Annotated in this window: 22 protein-coding genes; 13 read left to right on the forward strand and 9 right to left on the reverse strand. The window is 65.9% G+C overall.

All coding sequences use genetic code 11. The features are described 5' to 3' along the window. Positions 1-81: 81 nt before the first annotated feature. The 4 genes from ABMA46_RS05030 to lepA all read right to left on the reverse strand — a co-directional run bounded on the left by ABMA46_RS05030 (position 82) and on the right by lepA (position 4,979). Positions 82-2,154 (reverse strand): hydantoinase/oxoprolinase N-terminal domain-containing protein, encoded by a 2,073-nt coding sequence (locus ABMA46_RS05030; RefSeq protein ID WP_348998214.1) that lies wholly within the window; start codon positions 2,152-2,154, stop codon positions 82-84. Positions 2,155-2,550: 396 nt separating this feature from the next. Further along, positions 2,551-2,769, reverse strand: a complete 219-nt coding sequence (locus tag ABMA46_RS05035) for a DUF2283 domain-containing protein (protein ID WP_348998215.1) — start codon at positions 2,767-2,769, stop codon at positions 2,551-2,553. Then, complete coding sequence (locus ABMA46_RS05040; protein WP_348998216.1) at positions 2,766-3,020, reverse strand: DUF4258 domain-containing protein; 255 nt, start codon at positions 3,018-3,020, stop codon at positions 2,766-2,768. The genes ABMA46_RS05035 and ABMA46_RS05040 overlap by 4 nt, the downstream gene beginning before the upstream one ends. Before the next feature lie 147 nt (positions 3,021-3,167). Next, positions 3,168-4,979, reverse strand: coding sequence for a translation elongation factor 4 (gene lepA, locus ABMA46_RS05045; RefSeq protein WP_348998217.1), 1,812 nt, complete (start codon positions 4,977-4,979; stop codon positions 3,168-3,170). Between the two features lie 262 nt (positions 4,980-5,241). Here lepA and ABMA46_RS05050 point away from each other — a divergent pair, with 262 nt between their 5' ends. From ABMA46_RS05050 to msrA, 4 genes are all read left to right on the forward strand, one after another. Beyond that, positions 5,242-6,273 carry a TadE/TadG family type IV pilus assembly protein gene (locus tag ABMA46_RS05050; protein ID WP_348998218.1) on the forward strand — a complete coding sequence of 344 codons (1,032 nt, stop codon included), beginning with the start codon at positions 5,242-5,244 and terminating at the stop codon, positions 6,271-6,273. 209 nt (positions 6,274-6,482) lie between these two features. Continuing rightward, entirely contained in the window at positions 6,483-7,196 is a 714-nt protein-coding gene (locus ABMA46_RS05055) for a DUF1223 domain-containing protein (protein WP_348998219.1), read from the forward strand. 117 nt (positions 7,197-7,313) lie between these two features. Then, positions 7,314-7,667, forward strand: coding sequence for a hypothetical protein (locus ABMA46_RS05060; protein WP_425475687.1), 354 nt, complete (start codon positions 7,314-7,316; stop codon positions 7,665-7,667). Positions 7,668-7,807: 140 nt separating this feature from the next. Then, positions 7,808-8,545 (forward strand): peptide-methionine (S)-S-oxide reductase MsrA, encoded by a 738-nt coding sequence (gene msrA / locus ABMA46_RS05065; protein ID WP_348998220.1) that lies wholly within the window; start codon positions 7,808-7,810, stop codon positions 8,543-8,545. A 258-nt stretch (positions 8,546-8,803) separates the two neighbouring features. Here the strand turns inward: msrA and ABMA46_RS05070 are convergent, their stop codons facing one another. The 4 genes from ABMA46_RS05070 to ABMA46_RS05085 all read right to left on the reverse strand — a co-directional run bounded on the left by ABMA46_RS05070 (position 8,804) and on the right by ABMA46_RS05085 (position 11,871). Continuing rightward, the gene (locus ABMA46_RS05070; protein ID WP_348998221.1) at positions 8,804-9,517 is read right to left on the reverse strand and encodes a DNA helicase; all 714 of its coding nucleotides are present in this window, start codon (positions 9,515-9,517) and stop codon (positions 8,804-8,806) included. 180 nt (positions 9,518-9,697) lie between these two features. After that, complete coding sequence (locus ABMA46_RS05075) at positions 9,698-10,999, reverse strand: glucoamylase family protein (RefSeq protein ID WP_348998222.1); 1,302 nt, start codon at positions 10,997-10,999, stop codon at positions 9,698-9,700. A gap of 206 nt (positions 11,000-11,205) precedes the next feature. After that, positions 11,206-11,472, reverse strand: a complete 267-nt coding sequence (locus ABMA46_RS05080) for a PepSY domain-containing protein (RefSeq protein WP_348998223.1) — start codon at positions 11,470-11,472, stop codon at positions 11,206-11,208. A gap of 45 nt (positions 11,473-11,517) precedes the next feature. Beyond that, complete coding sequence (locus tag ABMA46_RS05085) at positions 11,518-11,871, reverse strand: hypothetical protein (RefSeq protein ID WP_348998224.1); 354 nt, start codon at positions 11,869-11,871, stop codon at positions 11,518-11,520. Positions 11,872-12,016: 145 nt separating this feature from the next. Here ABMA46_RS05085 and ABMA46_RS05090 point away from each other — a divergent pair, with 145 nt between their 5' ends. The 3 genes from ABMA46_RS05090 (at position 12,017) to ABMA46_RS05100 (ending at position 14,187) form a co-directional block, all read left to right on the forward strand. After that, positions 12,017-12,352 carry a hypothetical protein gene (locus ABMA46_RS05090; protein WP_348998225.1) on the forward strand — a complete coding sequence of 112 codons (336 nt, stop codon included), beginning with the start codon at positions 12,017-12,019 and terminating at the stop codon, positions 12,350-12,352. Positions 12,353-12,502: 150 nt separating this feature from the next. After that, a complete protein-coding gene (locus tag ABMA46_RS05095) occupies positions 12,503-13,429 on the forward strand; it encodes an ABC transporter ATP-binding protein (protein WP_348998226.1) in 927 nt (308 codons plus the stop codon). Further along, positions 13,426-14,187 carry an ABC transporter permease gene (locus tag ABMA46_RS05100; protein ID WP_348998227.1) on the forward strand — a complete coding sequence of 254 codons (762 nt, stop codon included), beginning with the start codon at positions 13,426-13,428 and terminating at the stop codon, positions 14,185-14,187. Before ABMA46_RS05095 ends, ABMA46_RS05100 begins: the two co-directional genes overlap by 4 nt. Positions 14,188-14,208: 21 nt before the next feature. Here the strand turns inward: ABMA46_RS05100 and ABMA46_RS05105 are convergent, their stop codons facing one another. Further along, complete coding sequence (locus tag ABMA46_RS05105) at positions 14,209-14,433, reverse strand: hypothetical protein (RefSeq protein ID WP_348998228.1); 225 nt, start codon at positions 14,431-14,433, stop codon at positions 14,209-14,211. A 271-nt stretch (positions 14,434-14,704) separates the two neighbouring features. Between ABMA46_RS05105 and ABMA46_RS05110 the strand changes: the two genes are divergently transcribed. The 6 genes from ABMA46_RS05110 to ABMA46_RS05135 all read left to right on the forward strand — a co-directional run bounded on the left by ABMA46_RS05110 (position 14,705) and on the right by ABMA46_RS05135 (position 20,333). Continuing rightward, positions 14,705-15,043 carry a hypothetical protein gene (locus ABMA46_RS05110; protein ID WP_348998229.1) on the forward strand — a complete coding sequence of 113 codons (339 nt, stop codon included), beginning with the start codon at positions 14,705-14,707 and terminating at the stop codon, positions 15,041-15,043. Beyond that, positions 15,040-15,774, forward strand: a complete 735-nt coding sequence (locus ABMA46_RS05115) for a phosphatase PAP2 family protein (RefSeq protein ID WP_348998230.1) — start codon at positions 15,040-15,042, stop codon at positions 15,772-15,774. Before ABMA46_RS05110 ends, ABMA46_RS05115 begins: the two co-directional genes overlap by 4 nt. A gap of 90 nt (positions 15,775-15,864) precedes the next feature. Beyond that, entirely contained in the window at positions 15,865-16,116 is a 252-nt protein-coding gene (locus tag ABMA46_RS05120; RefSeq protein ID WP_348998231.1) for a helix-turn-helix domain-containing protein, read from the forward strand. Positions 16,117-16,225: 109 nt separating this feature from the next. Beyond that, entirely contained in the window at positions 16,226-18,028 is a 1,803-nt protein-coding gene (locus ABMA46_RS05125) for a SulP family inorganic anion transporter (protein WP_348998232.1), read from the forward strand. A gap of 162 nt (positions 18,029-18,190) precedes the next feature. Further along, on the forward strand, positions 18,191-19,777 hold the full coding sequence (lnt, locus tag ABMA46_RS05130; RefSeq protein WP_348998233.1) for an apolipoprotein N-acyltransferase: 1,587 nt from the start codon (positions 18,191-18,193) through the stop codon (positions 19,775-19,777). Between the two features lie 139 nt (positions 19,778-19,916). Further along, positions 19,917-20,333, forward strand: coding sequence for a helix-turn-helix domain-containing protein (locus ABMA46_RS05135; protein ID WP_348998234.1), 417 nt, complete (start codon positions 19,917-19,919; stop codon positions 20,331-20,333). Positions 20,334-20,487 lie beyond the last annotated feature (154 nt).

Below are 20,487 nucleotides of genomic sequence, written 5' to 3' on the forward strand. Positions count from 1 at the left end.
CTTCCAGGACGTAAGAATGGATGCCGGCCTTTGGCATGGCGGCCCGTTGCGGTCAATTCGGCTAAGGTCCCACGCCATCGTTCAAACCGCAATGCGCGGCCGGCCGGAGGCGGTGGCCACGACATGGGCTTCGATGAACATGCGCTGGCCTTCGATGGTCGAGACCTTGAACTCGGTCGCCACCTCGACCTCGGCGTCATCCGCGCCGGCCTCACTGGCGCGGCTGGTGGCCAGGGCACGCATCTCGGCCTCTGCGGCCGCTATCGCCGGCGCCTCCTCGTCGAAATCGTGCATGCCCCGTGCGGTTGAGAAGCGGAACAGCCCTTCCTGCGGCTGGCTGACGCGGATTTCGGCCGTGACCCTGACCTGGCCGACCACGGCGCCCAGCGCGTTGGCGACGTCGGTGTCCACCGGCACGATGCACTCGTTGCCGAGCAGGGCCGGCAGTCCGGCGTAATGCAGCGGCGCCGACGCCCCTAGCCCGATCACCGGGCGGTCCAGCGCAACCTTGAGGCGCACGATGCCGTCGTAGGAATCGACCGCGCGCTGCACCAGCGCATGCGCCACGGTTGCGGCGCCGTCCAGCCCGTCCTCGGCGAAGGCGGTTTCGAGGATGTATTCGGCCGACCAGCGCGTCAGCGCCCTCAGCACGCGCTCGCAGAACGCTTCCGGCGAAGCGGCGACGAGTTGGCCGCGGCCGTCGCGCTTGCGGGCGAAGAGTTCGGCGCCGAGCGCCGCCGCCTCCCGGTTCCAGTTCGCCTGTTTGCCCAGCACATGCGCGGCATCGGACGGCGTGAAGCCGGAAACATGCACCAGCCCGCGCGCCACCAGCCGCTTCAGCGTCGCGTTCTGGGCGTTGGAGGACAGCAGAAGATCGATCGGCTGCGGCACTTCGGTGATGTCGGCGTAGAGCCGCGCTTCCGACTTGCCGAGCCCGGCGGCATAGCGCTCCGGAATGCCTGTGCGGAAGGCGAAGCGGGCGTCCATGCGGCCGGCGTTCGGCGCCCGCAACTGGCGTTCCAACTGGTCGGTCACCGTGCGGCCGTGCTGCGCGGCCGCCAGCGACAGCGGCACCAGCCGGCGCGGCCCGAGCACCAGCCGCGGATCGAGCGCGCCCTCCTGCAAGGCCACTTCCGAATCGCCGCCGAGGCCGAAGGTGCGCATGGCGACCGCCTCGACCATGGTGCGGTAGCCGCCGACGGTGGCGCCTTCGGGGTCCAGCCGCGGCCGGCCCTTGTCGAGCACCGCGACGTCGGTGGTGGTGCCGCCGATGTCGGAGACCAGCGCGTCGTCCAGCCCGGTCATGTGGCGGGCGCCGACGAGGGAAGCGGCGGGACCGGACAGGATCGTCTCGATGGGTCGCTGGCGCGCGAACGCCGCCGATACCAGCGCGCCGTCGCCGCGCACCACCATCAGCGGCGCATGGATGTTCCTCGCCTCCAGGAACCCTTCGGTCGCCGCCACCAGCCGGTCGATCATGGCGATCAGCCGCGCATTGAGGAGCGTCGTCAATGCCCGCCGCGGCCCGCCGAGCTTGGCGGACAGTTCATGCGAGGCGGTGACCGGCAGGCCGGTCCTGGCCCGGATCAGGTCGCGCGCAGCAAGCTCGTGCTCGGGATTGCGGGTGGCGAAATAGCCGCAGACGGCAAAGCCGGACACGCTTTCCGCCAATTCAGGCAACACAGCTTCCAGCGGCGAAAGATCGAGGTCCGCGGCATCGCCGTGGACGTTGTGGCCGCCGGGGCAGAACACCACCGGGTCGGTGCCGAGCGCGCTCTTCAGCCCGTCGCGGGCGAGATCGTCTTCCGCGAAGCCGACCATCACCAGCGCGACCCGTCCGCCTTGCCCTTCCACGAGGGCGTTGGTGGCGAGCGTGGTCGACATCGACACCAGCTTGATCGCCGCCGGATCGACGCCCGCCTTTTCCAGAACTGCGTCGACCGCGCCGGAAATGCCGACGGCGAGGTCATGCCGCGTGGTGAGCGCCTTGGCTTTCGCAAGCACCGTGCCTTTCGGCCCACCTGCCTCGCTCCAGAGCGCTGCGTCGGTGTAGGTGCCGCCGGTGTCGATGCCCAGGAAAATGGGACCGGGGGAGATCGGACCGGGAAGGGGCGCGGCGGAAGCGGGTCGGGCGGCGTCTGGCTGAGCGGTCATTTCCTGCGGCATTGCGGGCGTGGACGATGACCGGCTTTAGACCATCCCGACGCGCTGCGGAAGCGCTCTTGGCTAGGCCAGTTACGCTGTCGGGCGGCCCGCCCGCCAGGTTGGCTGCGCGACGACACCGGCGTTTGTACGCCTATCTTGCCAAATCCTCTTCCTCCCGGCTGAGCGGATGGATGCGTGGATCAGGCGGCTCTACCGGCTCCACCCGCGGTGCGGGCGCGACTGACTCTATCTGCGCCGGCGGCACAGGCCGGGAGGAGGCGCAGGCGGACAAAAGGATGAGCGGAATCAGCGCGAGCAGGCGAAGCATGGCGCGGCAGGATTAGCGCGAGGATGGTGGCGGGAGGAAGGCGGTGGCCACCGCGCTGATCTGGTTTGTGTGTTCTGCTATTCCGCTGCTTCGTTGGGTCTTCCGGGCAGTCGCGCCTTCTGCCAATCGCCCTGCGCAAGAACTTGGCTGGCATGCAAAATCTCTATTCCGATCATGCGACCTTCTGCGTCTACGTCGTAAATGAAGGGGCCAGCTTCCTCGGTGTGGTCAATCTTGCCGCGCCCGAGATAAATGTAGACGGCATCGGCTTCCGGATCGTAGGTCATGTCAATCATCGGCCGCTCCTCGCGCCTCTGTCGAATGTCACTGTTATAACACGGATCGCGCTTTCGGTCTCCACGCATACCACGCGCAGGATGCGGCCACCGAATTCCGGGACCGGAGCGAAACGACGTTCCGCAGACGGGTCGCGTGGCTCCGGTTCGATCCAGTCGGCGTTACGGATCGTGCGCTCGATCCATTCCAGCCGGATTCTACGTTCGTGCATTTTAGTTTCAGCGTGGTGGGTCAGGATGAGCTTCTTCAAGGTCTCTGCCTACCTCCGCCCTGCAGTTCCAGCGCCGCGCCGGGGCGGGTCCCGCTGCCTCCGGTAGCTCCCGCCCTTTCGAAGCCTGTCATCGATCCGCCGGATCGATGACTTGGCGCCGCGCTTCGCTTGGCGCCAACCGGCTTCTCAATCCCCCATCTTCAGCGCTTCGATGAACGCCGCCTGCGGGATTTCCACCTTGCCGAACTGGCGCATGCGCTTCTTGCCCTCTTTCTGCTTGTCGAGCAGCTTGCGCTTGCGGGTCACGTCGCCGCCGTAGCATTTGGCGGTCACGTCCTTGCGCAGCGCCGAAATGGTCTCGCGGGCGATGATGCGGCCGCCGATGGCCGCCTGGATCGGGATCTTGAACATGTGCTGCGGGATCAGCTCCTTCAGCTTCTCGCACATGGCGCGGCCGCGCTTTTCCGCCGCCGTGCGGTGGACGAGCATGGACAGCGCGTCCACCGGCTCGTCGTTGACCAGGATCGACATCTTCACGAGGTCGCCCTCGCGGTAGTCGGTCAGGTGGTAGTCGAAGGAGGCGTAGCCCTTGGAGATCGACTTCAGCCGGTCGTAGAAGTCGAACACCACCTCGTTGAGCGGTAGGTCGTATTGCAGCATGGCGCGCTTGCCGACATAGGAAAGGTCCACCTGCACGCCGCGCCGGTCCTGACAGAGCTTCAATATGCCGCCGAGATAATCGTCGGGGGTGAGGATGGTGGCGCGGATCCACGGCTCCTCGATGGAAGAAATCTTGACCACGTCCGGCATGTCCGCCGGGTTGTGCAACTCCTTCACCGTGCCGTCGATGAGGTTCATGCGGTAGACGACCGAGGGCGCGGTGGCGATCAGGTCGAGGTCGAACTCGCGCTCCAGCCGCTCCTGGATGATCTCCAGGTGCAGCAGGCCGAGGAAGCCGCAGCGGAAGCCGAAGCCGAGCGCGGCCGAGGTCTCCATTTCGTAGGAGAAGGAAGCGTCGTTGAGGCGCAGCTTGCCCACCGCCGCGCGCAGATCCTCGAAATCGGCCGCATCGACGGGAAACAGGCCGCAGAAGACGACGGGCTGCGCCGGCTTGAAGCCCGGTAGGGCCTTCGCGGTCGGGCGGCGGTCCTCGGTGATGGTGTCGCCGACGCGCGTATCGGCAACCTCCTTGATCGAGGCGGTGATGAAGCCGAACTCGCCGGGGCCGATCTGGTCGGCCTGTATCATCTTGGGCGTGAAGAAGCCGGTGCGCTCCACCGGGTACTTCGCGCCGGTGCCCATCATGCGGATGGTCTGGCCCTTCTTGAGCACGCCGTCGATGACCCGCACCAGCACGATGACGCCGAGATAGGCGTCGTACCACGAATCGACCAGCATCGCCTTGAGCGGCGCGGACGCATCGCCCTCGCGCGGCGGCGGCAACTGGTGGACGATCGCCTCCAGCACGTCGGGGATACCGAGGCCGGTCTTGGCGGAGATCTCGACGGCTTGCGAGGCGTCGATGCCGATGACCTCCTCGACCTGCTCCTTGACGCGCTCGGGCTCGGCTGCCGGCAGGTCGATCTTGTTCAGCACCACGACGATCTCGTGGTTGTTGTCGATCGCCTGGTAGACGTTGGCCAGTGTCTGCGCCTCGACGCCCTGCGAGGCGTCGACCACCAAGAGCGAGCCTTCGCAGGCCGCGAGCGAGCGCGATACCTCGTAGGCGAAGTCGACGTGGCCGGGCGTGTCGATCAGGTTGAGGATATAGGTCTCGCCGTCCTTGGCGGGGTAGGCGAGGCGCACCGTCTGCGCCTTGATGGTGATGCCGCGCTCGCGCTCGATGTCCATCGAGTCCAGCACCTGCTCCTTGCCGGCCATCTCGCGCGCGTCGAGCGCGCCGGTGAGCTGGATGAGCCGGTCGGCGAGCGTCGACTTGCCATGGTCGATATGGGCGACGATGGAAAAGTTGCGGATGTTCTTCAGCGGCGTGGTCATTCTGGTCCTCTGCTGGGCGCGGCCTATAAAGCATTCGCGCCCAAAGGGGAAACCGGTTTTGCATTTGCGAACGCGGCAAATGGGCGGCGGGCAATTCTGGCAGCTAGGCGGGCGGCGTTCCCTCCATCACCGTCTCCCGCCCCCGTGATGCGGGAGACGGCGTAATCGACCGTTAAATCTTTAAGCGTTCCCTTAGCGATGTGGTTGCGGCTGATGTGCTACTGGCAGCCTGAACAGGTGAAATATGCCTCGGGGGATCGCAATGTCCGGCCTGAAAAAAGGCTTTCTGAAATCCAGGGACGGCTCGTTCGCGCCGGCGCTCGCCGTCGCGATGGTGCCGCTGGTCGCGGCCGTCGGCATGGTGTCCGACTATTCGCGCGGCACGGCCGAAAGGACATCCATGCAGAGCGCGCTCGATGCGGCGTCTCTGTCGATCATGACGATGTCGAAGGACACGGCCAAGGCGGACCGCCAGAAGGCGCTGCAGGCCGCCTATGTGCTCAACGGCGGCAACGGCACGGCGACCCTCGGCGATTTCGATATCACCGCCGATGGCACCTCCACGATGACTTCCTCCGCAAGCTACGCCATGCCGACCGACTTCATGTCGATGGCCGGAATCAACACGGTGGCGATCAGCGTCGCCGCCGCCGCGCGCAAGAACCCGGCGCTGGTCGAGGCGGCCTTCAAGATCAACAAGGTCTCTGGATACTGGAACAAGACCATGACGCTTTACGGCGTCGAGTTCGGCGAGACCGATCCCAAGCCGCTGATGCAGATCACGTACGAGTATAACGGCAACGGCGGTTCCAAGGGCTACGGCACCACCACTGTCTATACGCCCAACAAGAACGGCAAGTTGAAGACCGTTCAGCAGCAGCAGAAATGCACGAGCGCCAGTTCCTGGGATTCGGTTCCCGCCGGCTCCTTCGTGGATGGCAACAGGTTGGTCACCTGCACCTTCACCAAGGGCGACGGAACAGGCGCCACTATCGACGTCAGCCAGATGAACACGATGTATCTGGAAATGAACGTACCTTCGGGCAATCCCAAGCTCCTGAAGACCAATGATCCGGCCACGTCGGACCGCCTCTATATCGACGGCGTCGAATCGCCGGCCAACAAGACCGTCGACATCTTCTCGGCCGTGCCGTGCGGCAATACCAGCACGCAAGCCTGGGAGGACGGCGGCAATGCGGTTCCCGCTCCCGTCAGCAATGCCGACTTCTTCTACGACGTCACCGGCAAGTGCAATTTCAGCCAGCGGCCTTCGGAAGTTGCGCTGACACGGTAGCACCCGCCTGCACAGCAGCGTCGGGCGACCGACGCAAGGCTTGCCAGATAAAGCGCCGTCCGGTTTCCGGGCGGCGTTTTCGTTTGGTATGGCCGCCGCCTCGACCTTGCGGATCACGAAGCGGTGATCGCTGTAACGCCCGCCACGTCCGCCGCGAACCGGTGGCAATCGAGGTCGCGACGGCCTCCGAGCGAGCGGAGACATCCATCATGAAGGCTGCCGGCAGACGTCTCTTGGGGCGTATCCTGATTGGAACGGGCCTTGCCCTCGCAGCCGTGTCGGCGACCGGCGCGGTTCGCGCGCAGCCGCTGACCGTCGTCGAGCTGTTCACCAGCCAGGGCTGCTCGTCCTGTCCTCCGGCCAATGCAAACCTGATCAGGATCAAGGACCGTCCAGGCGTGCTGGCGCTGTCCTTCAACGTCACCTACTGGGACTATCTCGGCTGGAAGGACACTTTCGGCAAGAAGGAGTTCACCGAGCGGCAGGTCACCTATGAGCCGGCGCTCGGCGAATCCGGGCCGTTCACCCCGCAGATCGTGGTCAACGGCGCTGCCGATACGGTCGGCAACGAGCTTTCCAAGATCGATGCGCTGCTGGAGCGCGGCCCGGCGGCCGAAGGCCCGTCGCTGCGGTTTGCCAAGGATGCGATAGAGATCGGAGCAGGCGCGGCCCCGGCCGGCGGTGCCGATGTCTGGCTGGTGCGCTACCGGCCCGGCGTCGTCCAGGTCCCGGTCGCCCGCGGCGAGAACCGCGGCCACACGCTGGGCCACGCCAATGTCGTGCGCTCGCTGGTCCGCCTCGGATCGTGGACCGGCGCAAAGGCCGCGCTGCCCTTGCCGTCCGGCGAGGGCGGGCTGGCGACGGCCGTTCTGGTTCAGCATCACGACGGCGGCCCGATCCTGGCCGCCGCCGCGGCCGAATAGAAGTTCGATGCCGGCGGTCGTTCTCCGAGAGGGACCGGTGGCACGGAGAGGGCCGTTTCGCGGCCGAACCCAGGAGGCCCGCGGAAAGAGCGCGCCACAACGCAAGAGGAGACCGACATGACCATTCTGACCGCCAAGACCCTGCCGATGCTGGCCTTCGCCGCTTTCGCCGGCCTGTCCGCCCTGTCTGGCGCCGCCTTCGCCGACGACGCCATGAAGCCTGCCGGCGACGCCATGAAGTCGGACGGGGGCATGATGAAATCGGACGATGCCATGATGAAGTCCGACTCCTCGATGAAGGCCGATGAAGGGGCGATGGCCGCCTGCAAGGAAAAGGCCGGCATGGAAAGCGACCAGATGAAGAAGGACGAAGCCATGAAGGCCTGCGACGACATGGGCATGAAGTCGGATTCGATGGGCTCCGACGCCATGAAGTCCGGCGACGCCATGAAGCCGGCGCAGTCCAACTGATATCCGCTTGATGCGCCCTTGAGGGCGTCTCGCCGGCGCCGTTCTTCGATGCACGGCCCCTGATGCACGGCATCGTGACGCGCGCCGGCGCCGTTCCTGGCCTACAATGCAATACCTCCTGAACTCGATGGAGCTTCGTCATGACCGCGATCAAGTTTCTGAAACGTCCGAACTCCGGATTGGCGCGCGGCGCCCTTGGCCTGTTCGCCCTGTCGGCCGCGGCCCTTGCGCTGTGGCAGGCGCCGGCCCTCTCGGCCGAGGAGGCGGTGAAGATTCCTCCGCCCGCCATTGACGAGAAGGCGTCGTCGGGCACCGAGACGGCGGTGCTGGCCGGCGGCTGCTTCTGGGGCGTGCAGGGCGTCTTCCAGCATGTCGACGGCGTTTCCGATGCCGTCTCGGGCTACACCGGCGGGGCAAAGGACGACGCCGAATACGAGACCGTGGGCACCGGCCGCACCGGCCATGCGGAATCGGTCAAGATCACCTACGATCCCGCCAAGGTCACCTACGGCAAGCTGCTGCAGATCTATTTCTCGGTGGCGCACAATCCGACCGAGCTGAACTACCAGGGGCCGGACTACGGTACCCAGTACCGCTCGACCATCTTTGCCGCCAATGACGAGCAGAAGAAGATCGCCGAGGCCTATATCGCCCAGCTCGGCAAAGGCAGGCTGTTCGGCGAACCGATCGTCACCACCATCGAGACCGGCAAGACCTTCTATCCGGCCGAGGCCTACCATCAGGACTTCCTGACGCTCAACCCGACCTACCCTTACATCGTCTACAACGACCTGCCCAAGGTCGCGGCCCTGAAGCGGCTCTTTCCGAACCTCTACCGCGACAAGCCGGTGCTGGTGATGGCGCAGAACAAGAGTTGAGGCGCCTCTTTGGGCGCCTTCTCGATACCTGTTCAGGTGACGGCGTACCCCCACCCCTAACCCCTCCCCGCAAGGGGGGAGGGGGACTCTGCGGTGGAGCCACATGCGTCAATGCTGGCGATCTTTGGTGAAAGGGCGGTGTCTGCGTCTCCCTCCCCCTTGTGGGGAGGGGACAGGGGTGGGGGTGCTCGACGGCCGGAAGCCCGCCTGCCAGGGTTGTGACAAGCGCCAGGGCCGGTCGCCGGAAACTCCAGCCTCTCACGCCACCGCAAGAAACCGCGCCTGCCCGTTGCCGAGGAAGCAGGCCTTGTCGAACAGGCCGAGGTCGAGCGGGTTCGGCAGCCGGATATCCTCCAGGTCCGGCAGGTCCTTCGCCGCCGGGTCGTAGCGGCGATCGATCTGCGACAGGAAGGCGATTGTCAGCCCTCGCGTCCGTGCGAAAGCGCGCAACATGCGGACCTGCTCGCCGAGCCCCGGATTTGCCCGCCGCTGGTCGAGCAGTTGCAGATAGTCGATCACCGCGACATCGCCGCTTGCCGCGGTGGCCAGCCGGTCGATGACATGGCCGGCGCTGACGGCGTCCGAGGCGTCGATCTCGAACAGCGGGGCAAGCGTCGTCCAGTCCGCGTCCAGCCTGTCGAGGCGCTCGCGCACCTCGCGCTCGGTATACTCCAGCGTGAAGAAAAAGGCGCGCCGGCCGAGGCGCGTGGCCTCGATGGCAAGCCGCAGCCCCATCAGCGTCTTGCCCTGGCCCGGCCGGGCGCCGATCAGGAGCAGATTGCCCGGTTGCAGCCCGGCAAGGAAACCTGCTGCCGGTTCCGGCTGCGAAGCCCTGGCGGCAAGCAGGCTCCAGCGCGCAAAGCCTTCGCGGGCGGCGATGCGGTCGAGCGCGGCATGGAGCGGCAGGCGCAAGTCGCGCGACAGGCGTCTGGCTTCGTCCTTGAGCCGATGGACGGGTTTGGACAGTTTCATGGCAACCTCCTGTTGCGAGCCGGTCACGCAATCCCCCCTCATGCTTCGAGCTCAAACAGTTGGTCGAGAGTTCGGATCGCCCCGTGCGTCAGGCACTTCCCGATGGAGGGAGGCGGCGCGGGCCACGCCGGAATCAACGCCGAAAGTCTAGCGCAACGCCGGGAGAGGGCAAGGTCGTGGTCAGTCCAGCCAGCCGCCGGAAAAGCCGGCGCGGCGCAGGCCCCGGACGACGTGCGGGCAGGACCGCATCAGCGTCCACAGGAAGTCGGAGCGGTGGTTCTCGATCATCAGCGCCATCGGCCCCTGGTTGATGCCGATATGGTCGGGCGCCACCCAGCCGCGGCGATGGCCGTCGGCGGCCGGCAGCGTCGGGTTGAAGCTCGACGTGAAGCCGTAGGGATTGTCGTCCTTGAGGTCGAGCGCGTGGAAATGTTGCAGTGCCGGCACCACGATCTCCGGCGCGAAGGGCAGCGAGGCGGCGGTCGCCCAGGGCGACAGCGTGCCGTCATCGGGGCCGTGGGGAACGCCGCGCGCCAGATAGCCTGAGAAGGTGCGCTCGCGCCCCGCGATCCGGCGCCTCAGCGGTCCCGGTCCGTCGCTGGCGCTGATGCCCCAGCAATTTTCGCCATAGCCGGCAAAGCCGCGCGGGTTGCGGATCGCATAGTCGCGCTGGACATAGGTGGCGGTGCGGCTGTTTTCGAAATAGTCGCTGCCGCGCTCACGCATGAAGGCATCGCGGATGCCGCGGAAATCGATCCAGATATGCGAGAGCTGGTGGATGAAGAGGGGGCCGGCGTAAAGGAACTCGCGCCCATAGACGCGTTTCCAACGGTAGCCCGACAGCCATGCCTGGTAGCTCTCCTGCGGCAGCGGATGGGTCGGCGAGCCGAGCCCCAGTATATAGAGGATCAGCGCCTCGTCGTAACCCTGCCAGCGATAGCGCAAAAAGCCCCTTTCGGGCCGCCAGCCATGCGTGACCATGGCACCGCCGTTCTGCGCCCAGCGCCAGTCGGCGCGGCGATAGAGGTCGTCCGCGATCCGCCGGATTTCGGCTTCGTCCGGATCGTCCTCGCGGAAATAGGCGGCTGCGGCGAGCACGCCGGCGAGGAGCAGGGCGGTATCGACGGTGGAAAGCTCGCACTTCCAGACCCGTTTCCCCGTCTGCATGTCAAGGAAGTGGTAGTAGAAGCCCTTATGGCCGGTGGCGTCGGGCTCGGGGCCATGCGGCGCGTCGCGGAAGAAGCGCAGCGTGGCCAGCGTGCGGGCGACCGCGTCGGCGCGGCTCATGAAGCCGCGCGCAACGCCGACCGGATAGGCGGTCAGCGCAAGCCCAGTCGCGGCGATCGAGGCCGGGGCGCCCGGCGCCGTGCGATCGGCCACCAGTCCGTTCTGCGGATTGGCTTCCTTGGCGAAATAGTCGAGCGAGAGGCGCTGGAGATCGCTGAGAAGCGCGTGCTGCGCCTGTTCGGTCGAAGCGTCCATCCGGTAATTCTGGCAGACTTCTCCCGCGTCCGCAGCCTCTCGTTCCACAATCCTGCGTGAAGTGCTGGCCTGCGTGAAGTGCCAGCCTGCGTGAAGTGCCAGCCTGCGTGAAGTGCCGGCCTGCGTGAAGTGCTGGCCCGCGTGAAGTGCCGGCCCTGCGTGTAGCACCGGCTGCTGTGAAAGGCAGCCTCAGCGCGACCCCTGCGCTATCGCAGGCTCTGCGGCTCGGCGCTGACGGGATCGAACTTGATTTCCACCTTGGCGTTGTCGGTGGTGTAGTAGGTCACCTCATAGCCGCCGTCGTCCCACTCGACCTCGTGGATGTAGCGGAAGTCGGGCCGCTTCTCGACCTTGGCGATGATTTCCGACAGCTTCTTGGCGTTCGGCGGCGGGAAGCGCGAGGCATCCTGCGCAAACGCGGTTCCGGCGAGAAGCATGGAAGCGACGCCGGCGGCGGATACGATCTTGAGCATGTTTTCCCTCATATGGTCTTCACGGAAATTGGATCGGATGTCTCTTCATTCCGGCTCGTAGCGCGTGCCGATGCCGGACATGTCGCGGCGCAGGGCCTGTTCCTCCTCGTCGTCTGGCAGCGCCTCGTCGCTGTCCTGATCGGGATTGTCGTCGTCCTCCTCGGGAAGATCGCCGTCAACCTCGATGCCGGACCGCACCGCGCTTTCGATGCCGTCGCCCGCGTCGCCGTCACCTTCCGTCATTTCGTCATCGGGCGCCGCGCCTTCAAGGCTTTCCCAGTCCTGATCGGTCATTTCGGGCGCATCGTCCTCGATGCCTGCCTCGATGCCGGACCGGTCGCCGCGCGGCCTGTCCCTGTCGAAACGGTCGCGATCGACCGGCTTTCTCAAAGGTCCCATGGAAATTTCCTTCGCTCGCGTGATCCCTTTCAACTACGCCGCCGCCTGTTCGTTCCCCGCTGCGGCATCATGGACGGCGCCTGGCGCGGAACCAAACCGGTCGGGCCGTCTTGACCAGGATGACAGTCATTCGATGGAGGCGACCATGAGACCGATCGTCATGCTTGCGGTTCCGGTGCTCCTGTTTTCGGCGCAGACGGCCGGCGCCCAGACGGGCACCGGTTCGCAACCCGCGCCCGCTTCGCCGTGCCAGGCCGAACCGGATGCGAACACCAACACCGGCAACGACAATGGCGGTGCTGGCGCGTCAGCGGGGCAGGGCAACCGCTCCGGCGGCCTGAGCGGGAAACTCGACCCGTGCAACGGCGTCCTCAAGCCACCGCCGACGGGCGACGAGGGCATGACCGAGCCGGCCCCGGACCAGGGCAAGACGCCGATCATCAAGCCCGGCCAGGTCAGGCCGCAGGCGCCGAAGCAGTAGATAGACGCGATCCGGAGCGACCGGTATGGTCTTCCTGCCCGGATGGGCAGGACTGGCGAGATATGTCAGGAAGGGCATTGAAACCGGGTTGTGCCGACCGACATTCAGCGGCACAAGGCATTCCCCTTTTTCAAAAAGCCCTTTCGTCCCATGTCTTCCGTCATCTCCATTTCCGGCGTCTCGAAAACCTACGCCACCGGCTTCACGGCCCTCAAGGACATCAACCTCGACATCAGGCGCGGCGAGATCTTCGCGCTGCTCGGTCCCAACGGCGCCGGCAAGACGACGCTGATCTCGATCGTCTGCGGCATCGTCAACCGTTCGGGCGGGACCGTCACGGTGGACGGCCACGACATATCGAGCGACTACCGCGCGGCGCGCGGCCTGATCGGGCTGGTGCCGCAGGAACTCACCGTCGAAGCCTTCGAAACGGTCAGGAACGCGCTTTCCTTCAGCCGCGGCCTGTTCGGCAAGCCGGCCGACCCGGCCTTCGTCGAGCAGGTGTTGAGGGACCTGTCGCTGTGGGACAAGCGCGATTCCAAGATCATCACGCTGTCCGGCGGCATGAAGCGCCGCGTCATGATCGGCAAGGCGCTGGCGCACGAGCCGAAGGTCCTGTTCCTCGACGAGCCGACAGCGGGCGTCGATGTCGAATTGCGCAAGGACATGTGGGCGCTGGTGCGCCGGCTGCGCGACAGCGGCGTCACCATCATCCTCACCACCCACTATATCGAGGAGGCCGAGGAGATGGCCGACCGGGTCGGTGTCATCAACAAGGGCGAGATCATCCTCGTCGAGGACAAGACCGAGCTGATGCGCAAGCTCGGGCGCAAGCAACTCGTGGTCGAACTGCGCTCGGCGCTCGATACGATACCGGAACAGCTTTCGCAGTACGGGTTGGAGCTTTCGCCCGGCGGCGACGCGCTCACCTACACCTACGACAATCAGGCGGACCGGCCGGGCGTCGCCTCGCTGCTGCGCGACCTGGAGGCGGCCGGCGTTCAGTTCCGCGACATCGACACCAAGGCAAGTTCGCTGGAAGAAATCTTCGTCTCGCTGGTGAGAAAAGAGCCATGAACCGTCAGGCAATATGGGCGATCTACAAGGTCGAGATGATGCGCACGCTGCGCACCATCCTGCAAAGCGTCGTGTCGCCCGTCATCTCGACATCGCTCTATTTCGTGGTCTTCGGCGCGGCCATCGGCTCGCGCATTTCCGAGATCAACGGCATCAGCTACGGCGCCTTCATCGTGCCGGGCCTGATCATGCTGTCGCTGCTGACGCAGTCGATCTCGAATGCGTCCTTCGGCATCTATTTCCCGAAATTCGTCGGCACCATCTTCGAGATCCTGTCGGCGCCGATTTCCTATCTGGAGATCGTGGTGGCCTATGTCGGCGCCGCCGCCACCAAGTCGGTTGCGATCGGCCTCATCATCCTGGCCACCGCTGCGCTGTTTGTCGACCTGCATATCCAGCACCCGGTCTGGATGCTGGTGTTCCTGATCCTGACGGCCGTCACCTTCTCGCTGTTCGGCTTCATCATCGGCATATGGGCCGCGAGCTTCGAGCAGTTGCAGCTCGTGCCGCTGCTGATCGTGACGCCGCTTACCTTCCTCGGCGGCTCGTTCTATTCGATCGACATGCTGCCGGGCATCTGGCGCACGATCACGCTGTTCAACCCGGTCGTCTATCTGGTGAGCGGGTTCCGCTGGGCGTTCTTCGGCATTTCCGACGTGTCGGTCTCCGTCAGCCTCGGCATGACGGTGGTGTTCCTGCTTGCGTGCGTGGCGGTCATCGCCTGGATATTCAGGACCGGCTACAGGCTGCGCACCTGACTCCCGGACGACACCCGGCTCTCAGGCCGAATTCTGCTCGGGGCGCCTGAAGGCGAGCGCGGAAATCAGCATGGCCTTGTCGGTCATGCCGCCCTCGTAGAGCGCCAGCAGCGTCAGCGCCACTTCGCGCGCCTCTTCGGTCTCGGGAACGATGTTGCGGCGACTGCAGACCTCGTCGAAGACGCTTTGGAGGCGCGATACGTCGACCGGCCTCAAAAGGCCCCTGTCATGGATGGGCTTTGGCATCTTTCGGCTCCGATACCGAAACGCGTGATAGCGAAATAGGGCGCTCACCTCTATCGGACCAGACTTTCGCGGGGCTTTCCAGGCGACATCCGCACCGCACCCTCTTGACCGTGGACGCGGGTTCGGAAAGAAGCGTGGCGATAGGGCGGTTTTCCGAGGCGCGTCGCGCGCTTTCAAAATCGGCCTGTACGCTTCAGTCATTCTGGTTTCGCGCATGCCCCGGTCCCTGAGCCGGTTCCGCTGTCGGCGGGCATGCCTGGAGGGCACTTCCGTGAGTCTGTTCGGGCTGGCGCAGCTTGTTGTCTCGACCGTCATCTTCCTGCTGGCCGCGACCGCTGCCAAGCAATGGGGCCTGTCGCCGAGCTTCGGCAAGATCGTGCTGACGCTGGCGCTCTATTCGCTTGGCAATCTCGTGATGCTGCGGCTGATCCGCGAGTTCGGCATGTCGATCTCCTTCAGCCTCTCGGCGGTCATCCAGCTCGTCGCCGTCAATATCGTGGCGATTGCCTTCTACAGTGAGCGCATAGGTGCGCTGCAGGGCGCCGGCGTCGTCTTGGCGATCGCGGCGGTAGCGCTGATCACGCTCGGCCCCTATCTTCAGGGACGATGACGACACCCTCCGACCCCGAAACGCCGCCCTCGAAAAGCGGAGCGTGGCTGCCGCGCTGGATCGAGCTTGACATCCTCCTGGCCTGCCTGGCGATCGCCGCGGGCCTGTGGGCGCTGGTCGGGCTGATGGACGTGGCTTTGGCGTCCGCACCGGATGATTTCGATACGCGTATCCTGCTCGCCTTCCGTCAGCCGGGTCACCCCGACATCCCGATCGGCCCTCCCTGGCTCGAAGGCGCGGTGCGCGACATCACAGCGCTGGGCAGCGTCAGCGTGCTTGTCCTCATCGTCGCGGCGACCGTGATCTATTTCCTTCTGGCGGCACAGGCACGCACCGCGCTGTTCATCTTCCTCGCGGTCGCTTTGGGCCAGGGTATTTCCAGCCTGCTGAAATTCAGCGTCAGCCGGCCGCGCCCCGAACTCGTGTCGCATCTGGCGACGGAGACATCCATGTCCTTTCCCAGCGGCCATGCGATGCTGTCGACGGTGACCTACCTGACCCTCGGAGTGCTTGCTGCCCGCTTCCTGCGCGGCCGCGTCACGCGGATTTACGTACTGTCGCTGGCGATCCTGGTGACGTTGATGGTGGGCGTCAGCCGGGTCTATCTCGGCGTCCACTGGCCGTCGGACGTGCTGGCCGGCTGGTGTGCCGGCCTCGTCTGGGCTTTGCTGTGTTGGCTGGCGGCCCGATTCCTGCAGCGTGGGCGCATCGTCGCCGAGGAAGAGGACTAGTCAGGTTTTGTTTATCGATACTAATGTTTGACACATCACTATGACAACAATATACATTGATCTTGCAGACTCAAACGGGAGTGCTGACCGGTGATCACGGCTGCGCAGATGCGCGCCGCCAGGGCGCTGGCTGGCATCGACCAGAAAACGCTCGCCGAGCGCGCCGGCGTGTCCTTGCCGACCATCCAGCGGATGGAGGCGAGCGAAGGCGTGGTGCGGGGCGTGGTCGATACGCTGGTGAAGGTCATTCAGGCACTCGACGAGGCCGGGGTGGAACTCATCGGCGAGAACCAGTCCAGCGAGCGCGGCGGACGCGGCGTGCGGCTCAAGGGCAGCGCGTAACGGCATTTCCGTTTCGAGTCGGCGTCCCAGTCGCGACGGCGACCGCCGACCTCCAGCCGCAGCAGGCTTCAGCCGACGATCCCGCCGCCATCGGTCCGGAAGGCAGGCGATGAGCGATATCAGTCAGGCGCGAAGCGGGCAGGCGGCAACAGGCCAGGCACCAACAGGACAAGTACCAACAGGTCAGGCGCGCGCGACCTTCGCGGAGCTGTTCACCCCGAAACTGGTGACGGTGCTGCGCGAAGGCTACGGCGCGGCGCAATTGCGGGCCGATCTCATCGCCGGGCTGACCGTCGCCATCGTGGCGCTGCCGCTTTCCATGGCCATCGCCATCGCCTCGCACGTCGACCCGGCGCGCGGCCTCTACACCTCCATCATCGGCGGTTTCCTGGTCGGTGCGCTCGGCGGCAGCCGCTTCCAGATCGGCGGGCCGGCCGGCGCCTTCATCGTGCTGGTGGCCTCGACGGCTGACCGCCACGGCCTCGACGGGCTTCTGCTGGCCACGCTCATGGCCGGCGTGTTCCTGATCGCCGCCGGTTATCTGCGGCTCGGGACCTATGTGAAGTTCATTCCCTATCCCGTTACCGTGGGCTTCACCGCCGGCATCGCCGTCATCATCTTCGCCAGCCAGCTGCACGACCTGTTCGGCCTGACGTTGCCCGGCAAGGAGCCGGCCGATCTCGTGCCGAAACTGGAAGCGTTGACGGGCGCGGCCGGCACGGCCAATCCGGCGGCGATCGTGCTGGCCGTGCTGACCGTGGCCATCATCGTCGGCCTCAAGCGATGGCGGCCGACATGGCCGGGCCTGCTCATCGCGGTCGCGGTGGCGTCGCTGGCGGCGGCCATCCTCCATCTTCCCGTCCAGACCATCGGCAGCCAGTTCGGCGGCATCCCGCGCAGCCTTCCCGAGCCGGCGTTGCCGGCGTTGAGCCTCGACAAGGCGGTCGCCGTTCTTCCCGACGCATTCTCCTTCGCGCTGCTGGCCGCCATCGAGTCGCTGCTGTCGGCGGTCGTTGCCGACGGCATGACCGGCCGCCGCCACCGCTCGAACTGCGAACTGGTGGCGCAGGGCGTCGCCAATATCGGTTCGTCGCTGTTCGGCGGCATCTGCGTGACCGGCCTGATCGCGCGCACCGCGACCAACATCCGCGCCGGCGCGCACGGCCCGGCGTCCGGCATCTTCCATTCCCTGTTCATCCTGCTGTTCATGCTGGTCGCCGCCCCGCTCGCCAGCTACATCCCGCTGGCCGCGCTGGCCGGCGTGCTGGCGACCGTTGCGTGGAACATGGTCGAAAAGCCGGCGGTGGCCGCGCTGGTGAAATCGTCGCGCGGCGATGCGCTGGTTCTGCTGGCGACCTTCGCGCTGGTCATCTTCCGCGACCTGACGACCGGCATCGTGGTCGGCTTCGCGCTGGGCGCGCTGCTGTTCATCGGCCGCATGGCGCGCGAGGTGGCGGTCGAGACGCATGTGCCGCCGGTCGCCGAGGACCGCGCCGACGACGACAGTGACGGCGCCGGCGGCGCGCGCGCCGCCTACGATCCGGCCAGCGCCGCCGACCCGGATACGGTGGTCTATCGCATCTCCGGCGCCTTCTTCTTCGGCGCGGCGGCGACCCTGGCGAATGTGCTGGACCGCATCGCCGACCGGCGGCACAATTTCGTGCTCGATTGCTCGGGCGTGCCGTTTATCGATTCGACCGCCGCTAACGTGATCGAGGGCGTGGCCAGGAAAGCCGCGCGCGAAGGCGTGCGCTTCGTCATCGCCGGCGCCTCCCAGCAGGTCGAGCACATGCTGGCCACCCACGGCCTCGGCAGCGACCCGGCCGTTTTCGCGCCGAGCGTGGCGGTCGCCCGCGAGCGGCTCAAGGCGGACGGGACCGCACCGAATGTTTCCTCCGTCGGCCACGCCTGACCAAGCACGAACCGGCAGGACGCTTCCTCAGGAGGCCGCCTGACCGGCCGCTCCGCGAAAATTGAGCGCGAAAGTCGGGGATCGGCGCGTCGGCGCGGTTTGGGGGCGGCGCGCCGGCTGATACAAATCAGGCGGTGATTCGCGGGACCTTGGGACGGCTTCATGCAGCGCCTTGCCGGCCGGATAATTCTGTTGTGGGGCTGGCGCCGGTCCCTGGCGGCGTTCCTTGCCGGCGCCCTGCTGGTCCTGGCGCAGGCGCCTTATGACTTTCCGGCTGTCGGGTTCGTCTCGTTCCCGGTGCTGGTGTGGCTGCTCGACGGCGCCACCGGCGATGCGTCCGCCGGGCGGCTGAGGCGCCTGCGGCCCGCCTTCGCTGTCGGCTGGTGGTTCGGCTTCGGTTACTTTCTGGCGGGCCTATGGTGGATAGGCTCCGCGCTGCTGGTCGAGGCGGACGAGTTCGCCTGGGCCTTGCCGCTCGCCGTCGTCGGCATCCCGCTGGTGCTGGCCTTCTTCTACGCCGTCGCCACGGCGCTGGCGCGCCTGTTCTGGAGCAGCGATATCGGCAGGATCGCCGCACTCGCCTTCGGCTTCGGCGTCGCCGAATGGCTGCGCGGCTTCCTTTTCACCGGCTTTCCCTGGAATGAGGTCGGCTATGCCGTGATGCCCGTACCGCTGCTCATGCAGGGCGTGTCGGTGATCGGCATGGTCGGCATGAACGTGCTGGCCGTCGTCGTCTTCGCCCTGCCGGCCCTGCTGGCGGGGCGGCGCCATCTGCGCCTCGGTATCGTCCTCTTCGTCGTTCTGATCTGCGCCGATATCGGCTTTGGTTGGTTCCGGCTTACGCAGCCCGAGCCGGCGGCGTCCCGCAGCCTCGACGTCCGCATCGTCCAGCCGTCGGTCGACCTGTCGGAGAAGTGGGACGCCGCGGTGCGCGACCGGATCTTCAAGACCATGCTGACGCTTTCGGCGCAGAAACCGGATCTCACCCATGCCGAGCCGCAGCTCATCCTGTGGCCGGAAACGTCGGTGCCTTTCCTGTTCAACGAGCGCCCCGACGCGCTGACGGCGCTCGGCGACATGCTGAAGCCCGGCCAGTTGCTGCTGGCCGGCGCCGTGCGCGAGGAGAGCGGGACGGGGGCAGAGGACCGCTACTACAATTCTGTGGTGGCCATCGACGACACCGGCCAGATCGTCGATGCGGTCGACAAGGTCCATCTGGTGCCGTTCGGCGAATACCTGCCGCTTTCAGGACTTCTCGAGCGGCTCGGCATCGAGCAGTTCGTCGCCGGCCCGATGGATTTCTCGGCCGGCGCGGCGCGCCACGCGATCACCGTTCCGGGCGGCGTCAAGGCCGTGCCCTTCATCTGCTACGAGGTGATCTTTCCGCGACTGGTGGCAGTTGACGTTACGTCAGGCGAGCTTATTGTAAACGTCACCAACGATGCGTGGTTCGGGGACACGCCGGGGCCTTACCAGCATTTCAGGCAAGCCCAGGTCCGTGCCGTCGAAAACGGCATACCGCTTCTGCGGGCGGCCAACACCGGCATATCGGCGGTGGTGGATCCGCGCGGCAGGATCGTCGATGCCCTGGCGATCGATGCGAAAGGCATTCTGGATGTGCGCGTGCCCGTCGTGCGGCAATGGGTCGTCTCGGCTGACCAACGCCGTATTAACGGGTTTGTTCTATTGCTCGTCCTTGCCCTTGCGGCAGTTGCTCTAAATGTAAGGCAGCGGCTACCGCTGAATTGACAGGGGGTATATTAGAAACTCATACTGTAGTGTCTGGTTTCTCTCGAAGTCGGTCGATTCATGGGCTCGTGGAACCGCCGCGCGCCCATGAATGCATGAAAAGAACACACAGCCGGAGACAAATTCGGCGAGGGAAAAAATGGTAGAAGAAAACAAGAAGAAGCCTAACCCTATCGACACGCATGTGGGCAGCCGGATCCGGCTACGCCGCAACATGCTGGGGATGAGCCAGGAAAAACTGGGCGAGAATCTCGGTATCACATTCCAGCAGGTCCAGAAATACGAGAAAGGCACGAACAGGGTCGGCGCAAGCCGGCTTCAGGCGATCGCTTCCATCCTGGGCGTGCCTGTCGCCTTCTTCTTCGAGGATGCGCCGGGACAGGACACCGCCGCCGGCGGCTTTGCCGAAGAATCGCCCACCGCCTTCGCGGTCGAATTCTGCTCGACGCCGGAGGGGCTGCAGCTCAATCGCGCCTTCTACAGGATCGCCGATCCGAAGGTGCGCCGCCGTATCGTCGACCTCGTGAAGTCGCTTTCCGACGACGAACCGGACTGAGCGCCGCCTCCTGGCGCTGCCGGCCGAATGCCGGCGGCGCCGGCACGGCCTGTGTCATCCCGTTACGCATTTTGCATGCCGAACGCTTGAGCCAGCCGGGCCATTCGTCTTGACGAGGCGTGGCCCGGCCCGGTAACACGTGCCCCGCCTTGGC

Origin of the sequence: Mesorhizobium hunchu, from assembly GCF_040081975.1 — a bacterium.
Taxonomy (GTDB): domain Bacteria; phylum Pseudomonadota; class Alphaproteobacteria; order Rhizobiales; family Rhizobiaceae; genus Mesorhizobium; species Mesorhizobium hunchu.

Excerpts from the sequence above, each read along its gene's own strand:
- ABMA46_RS05030 (WP_348998214.1), bottom strand. The coding sequence starts at position 2,154 with ATGACCGCTCAGCCAGACGCCGCCCGACCCGCTTCCGCCGCGCCCCTT.
- ABMA46_RS05035 (WP_348998215.1), bottom strand. The coding sequence starts at position 2,769 with ATGATTGACATGACCTACGATCCGGAAGCCGATGCCGTCTACATTTAT.
- lepA (WP_348998217.1), bottom strand. The coding sequence starts at position 4,979 with ATGACCACGCCGCTGAAGAACATCCGCAACTTTTCCATCGTCGCCCAT.
- ABMA46_RS05050 (WP_348998218.1), top strand. The coding sequence starts at position 5,242 with ATGTCCGGCCTGAAAAAAGGCTTTCTGAAATCCAGGGACGGCTCGTTC.
- ABMA46_RS05055 (WP_348998219.1), top strand. The coding sequence starts at position 6,483 with ATGAAGGCTGCCGGCAGACGTCTCTTGGGGCGTATCCTGATTGGAACG.
- ABMA46_RS05060 (WP_425475687.1), top strand. The coding sequence starts at position 7,314 with ATGACCATTCTGACCGCCAAGACCCTGCCGATGCTGGCCTTCGCCGCT.
- msrA (WP_348998220.1), top strand. The coding sequence starts at position 7,808 with ATGACCGCGATCAAGTTTCTGAAACGTCCGAACTCCGGATTGGCGCGC.
- ABMA46_RS05070 (WP_348998221.1), bottom strand. The coding sequence starts at position 9,517 with ATGAAACTGTCCAAACCCGTCCATCGGCTCAAGGACGAAGCCAGACGC.
- ABMA46_RS05075 (WP_348998222.1), bottom strand. The coding sequence starts at position 10,999 with ATGGACGCTTCGACCGAACAGGCGCAGCACGCGCTTCTCAGCGATCTC.
- ABMA46_RS05080 (WP_348998223.1), bottom strand. The coding sequence starts at position 11,472 with ATGCTCAAGATCGTATCCGCCGCCGGCGTCGCTTCCATGCTTCTCGCC.
- ABMA46_RS05085 (WP_348998224.1), bottom strand. The coding sequence starts at position 11,871 with ATGGGACCTTTGAGAAAGCCGGTCGATCGCGACCGTTTCGACAGGGAC.
- ABMA46_RS05090 (WP_348998225.1), top strand. The coding sequence starts at position 12,017 with ATGAGACCGATCGTCATGCTTGCGGTTCCGGTGCTCCTGTTTTCGGCG.
- ABMA46_RS05095 (WP_348998226.1), top strand. The coding sequence starts at position 12,503 with ATGTCTTCCGTCATCTCCATTTCCGGCGTCTCGAAAACCTACGCCACC.
- ABMA46_RS05100 (WP_348998227.1), top strand. The coding sequence starts at position 13,426 with ATGAACCGTCAGGCAATATGGGCGATCTACAAGGTCGAGATGATGCGC.
- ABMA46_RS05105 (WP_348998228.1), bottom strand. The coding sequence starts at position 14,433 with ATGCCAAAGCCCATCCATGACAGGGGCCTTTTGAGGCCGGTCGACGTA.
- ABMA46_RS05115 (WP_348998230.1), top strand. The coding sequence starts at position 15,040 with ATGACGACACCCTCCGACCCCGAAACGCCGCCCTCGAAAAGCGGAGCG.
- ABMA46_RS05125 (WP_348998232.1), top strand. The coding sequence starts at position 16,226 with ATGAGCGATATCAGTCAGGCGCGAAGCGGGCAGGCGGCAACAGGCCAG.
- lnt (WP_348998233.1), top strand. The coding sequence starts at position 18,191 with ATGCAGCGCCTTGCCGGCCGGATAATTCTGTTGTGGGGCTGGCGCCGG.
- ABMA46_RS05135 (WP_348998234.1), top strand. The coding sequence starts at position 19,917 with ATGGTAGAAGAAAACAAGAAGAAGCCTAACCCTATCGACACGCATGTG.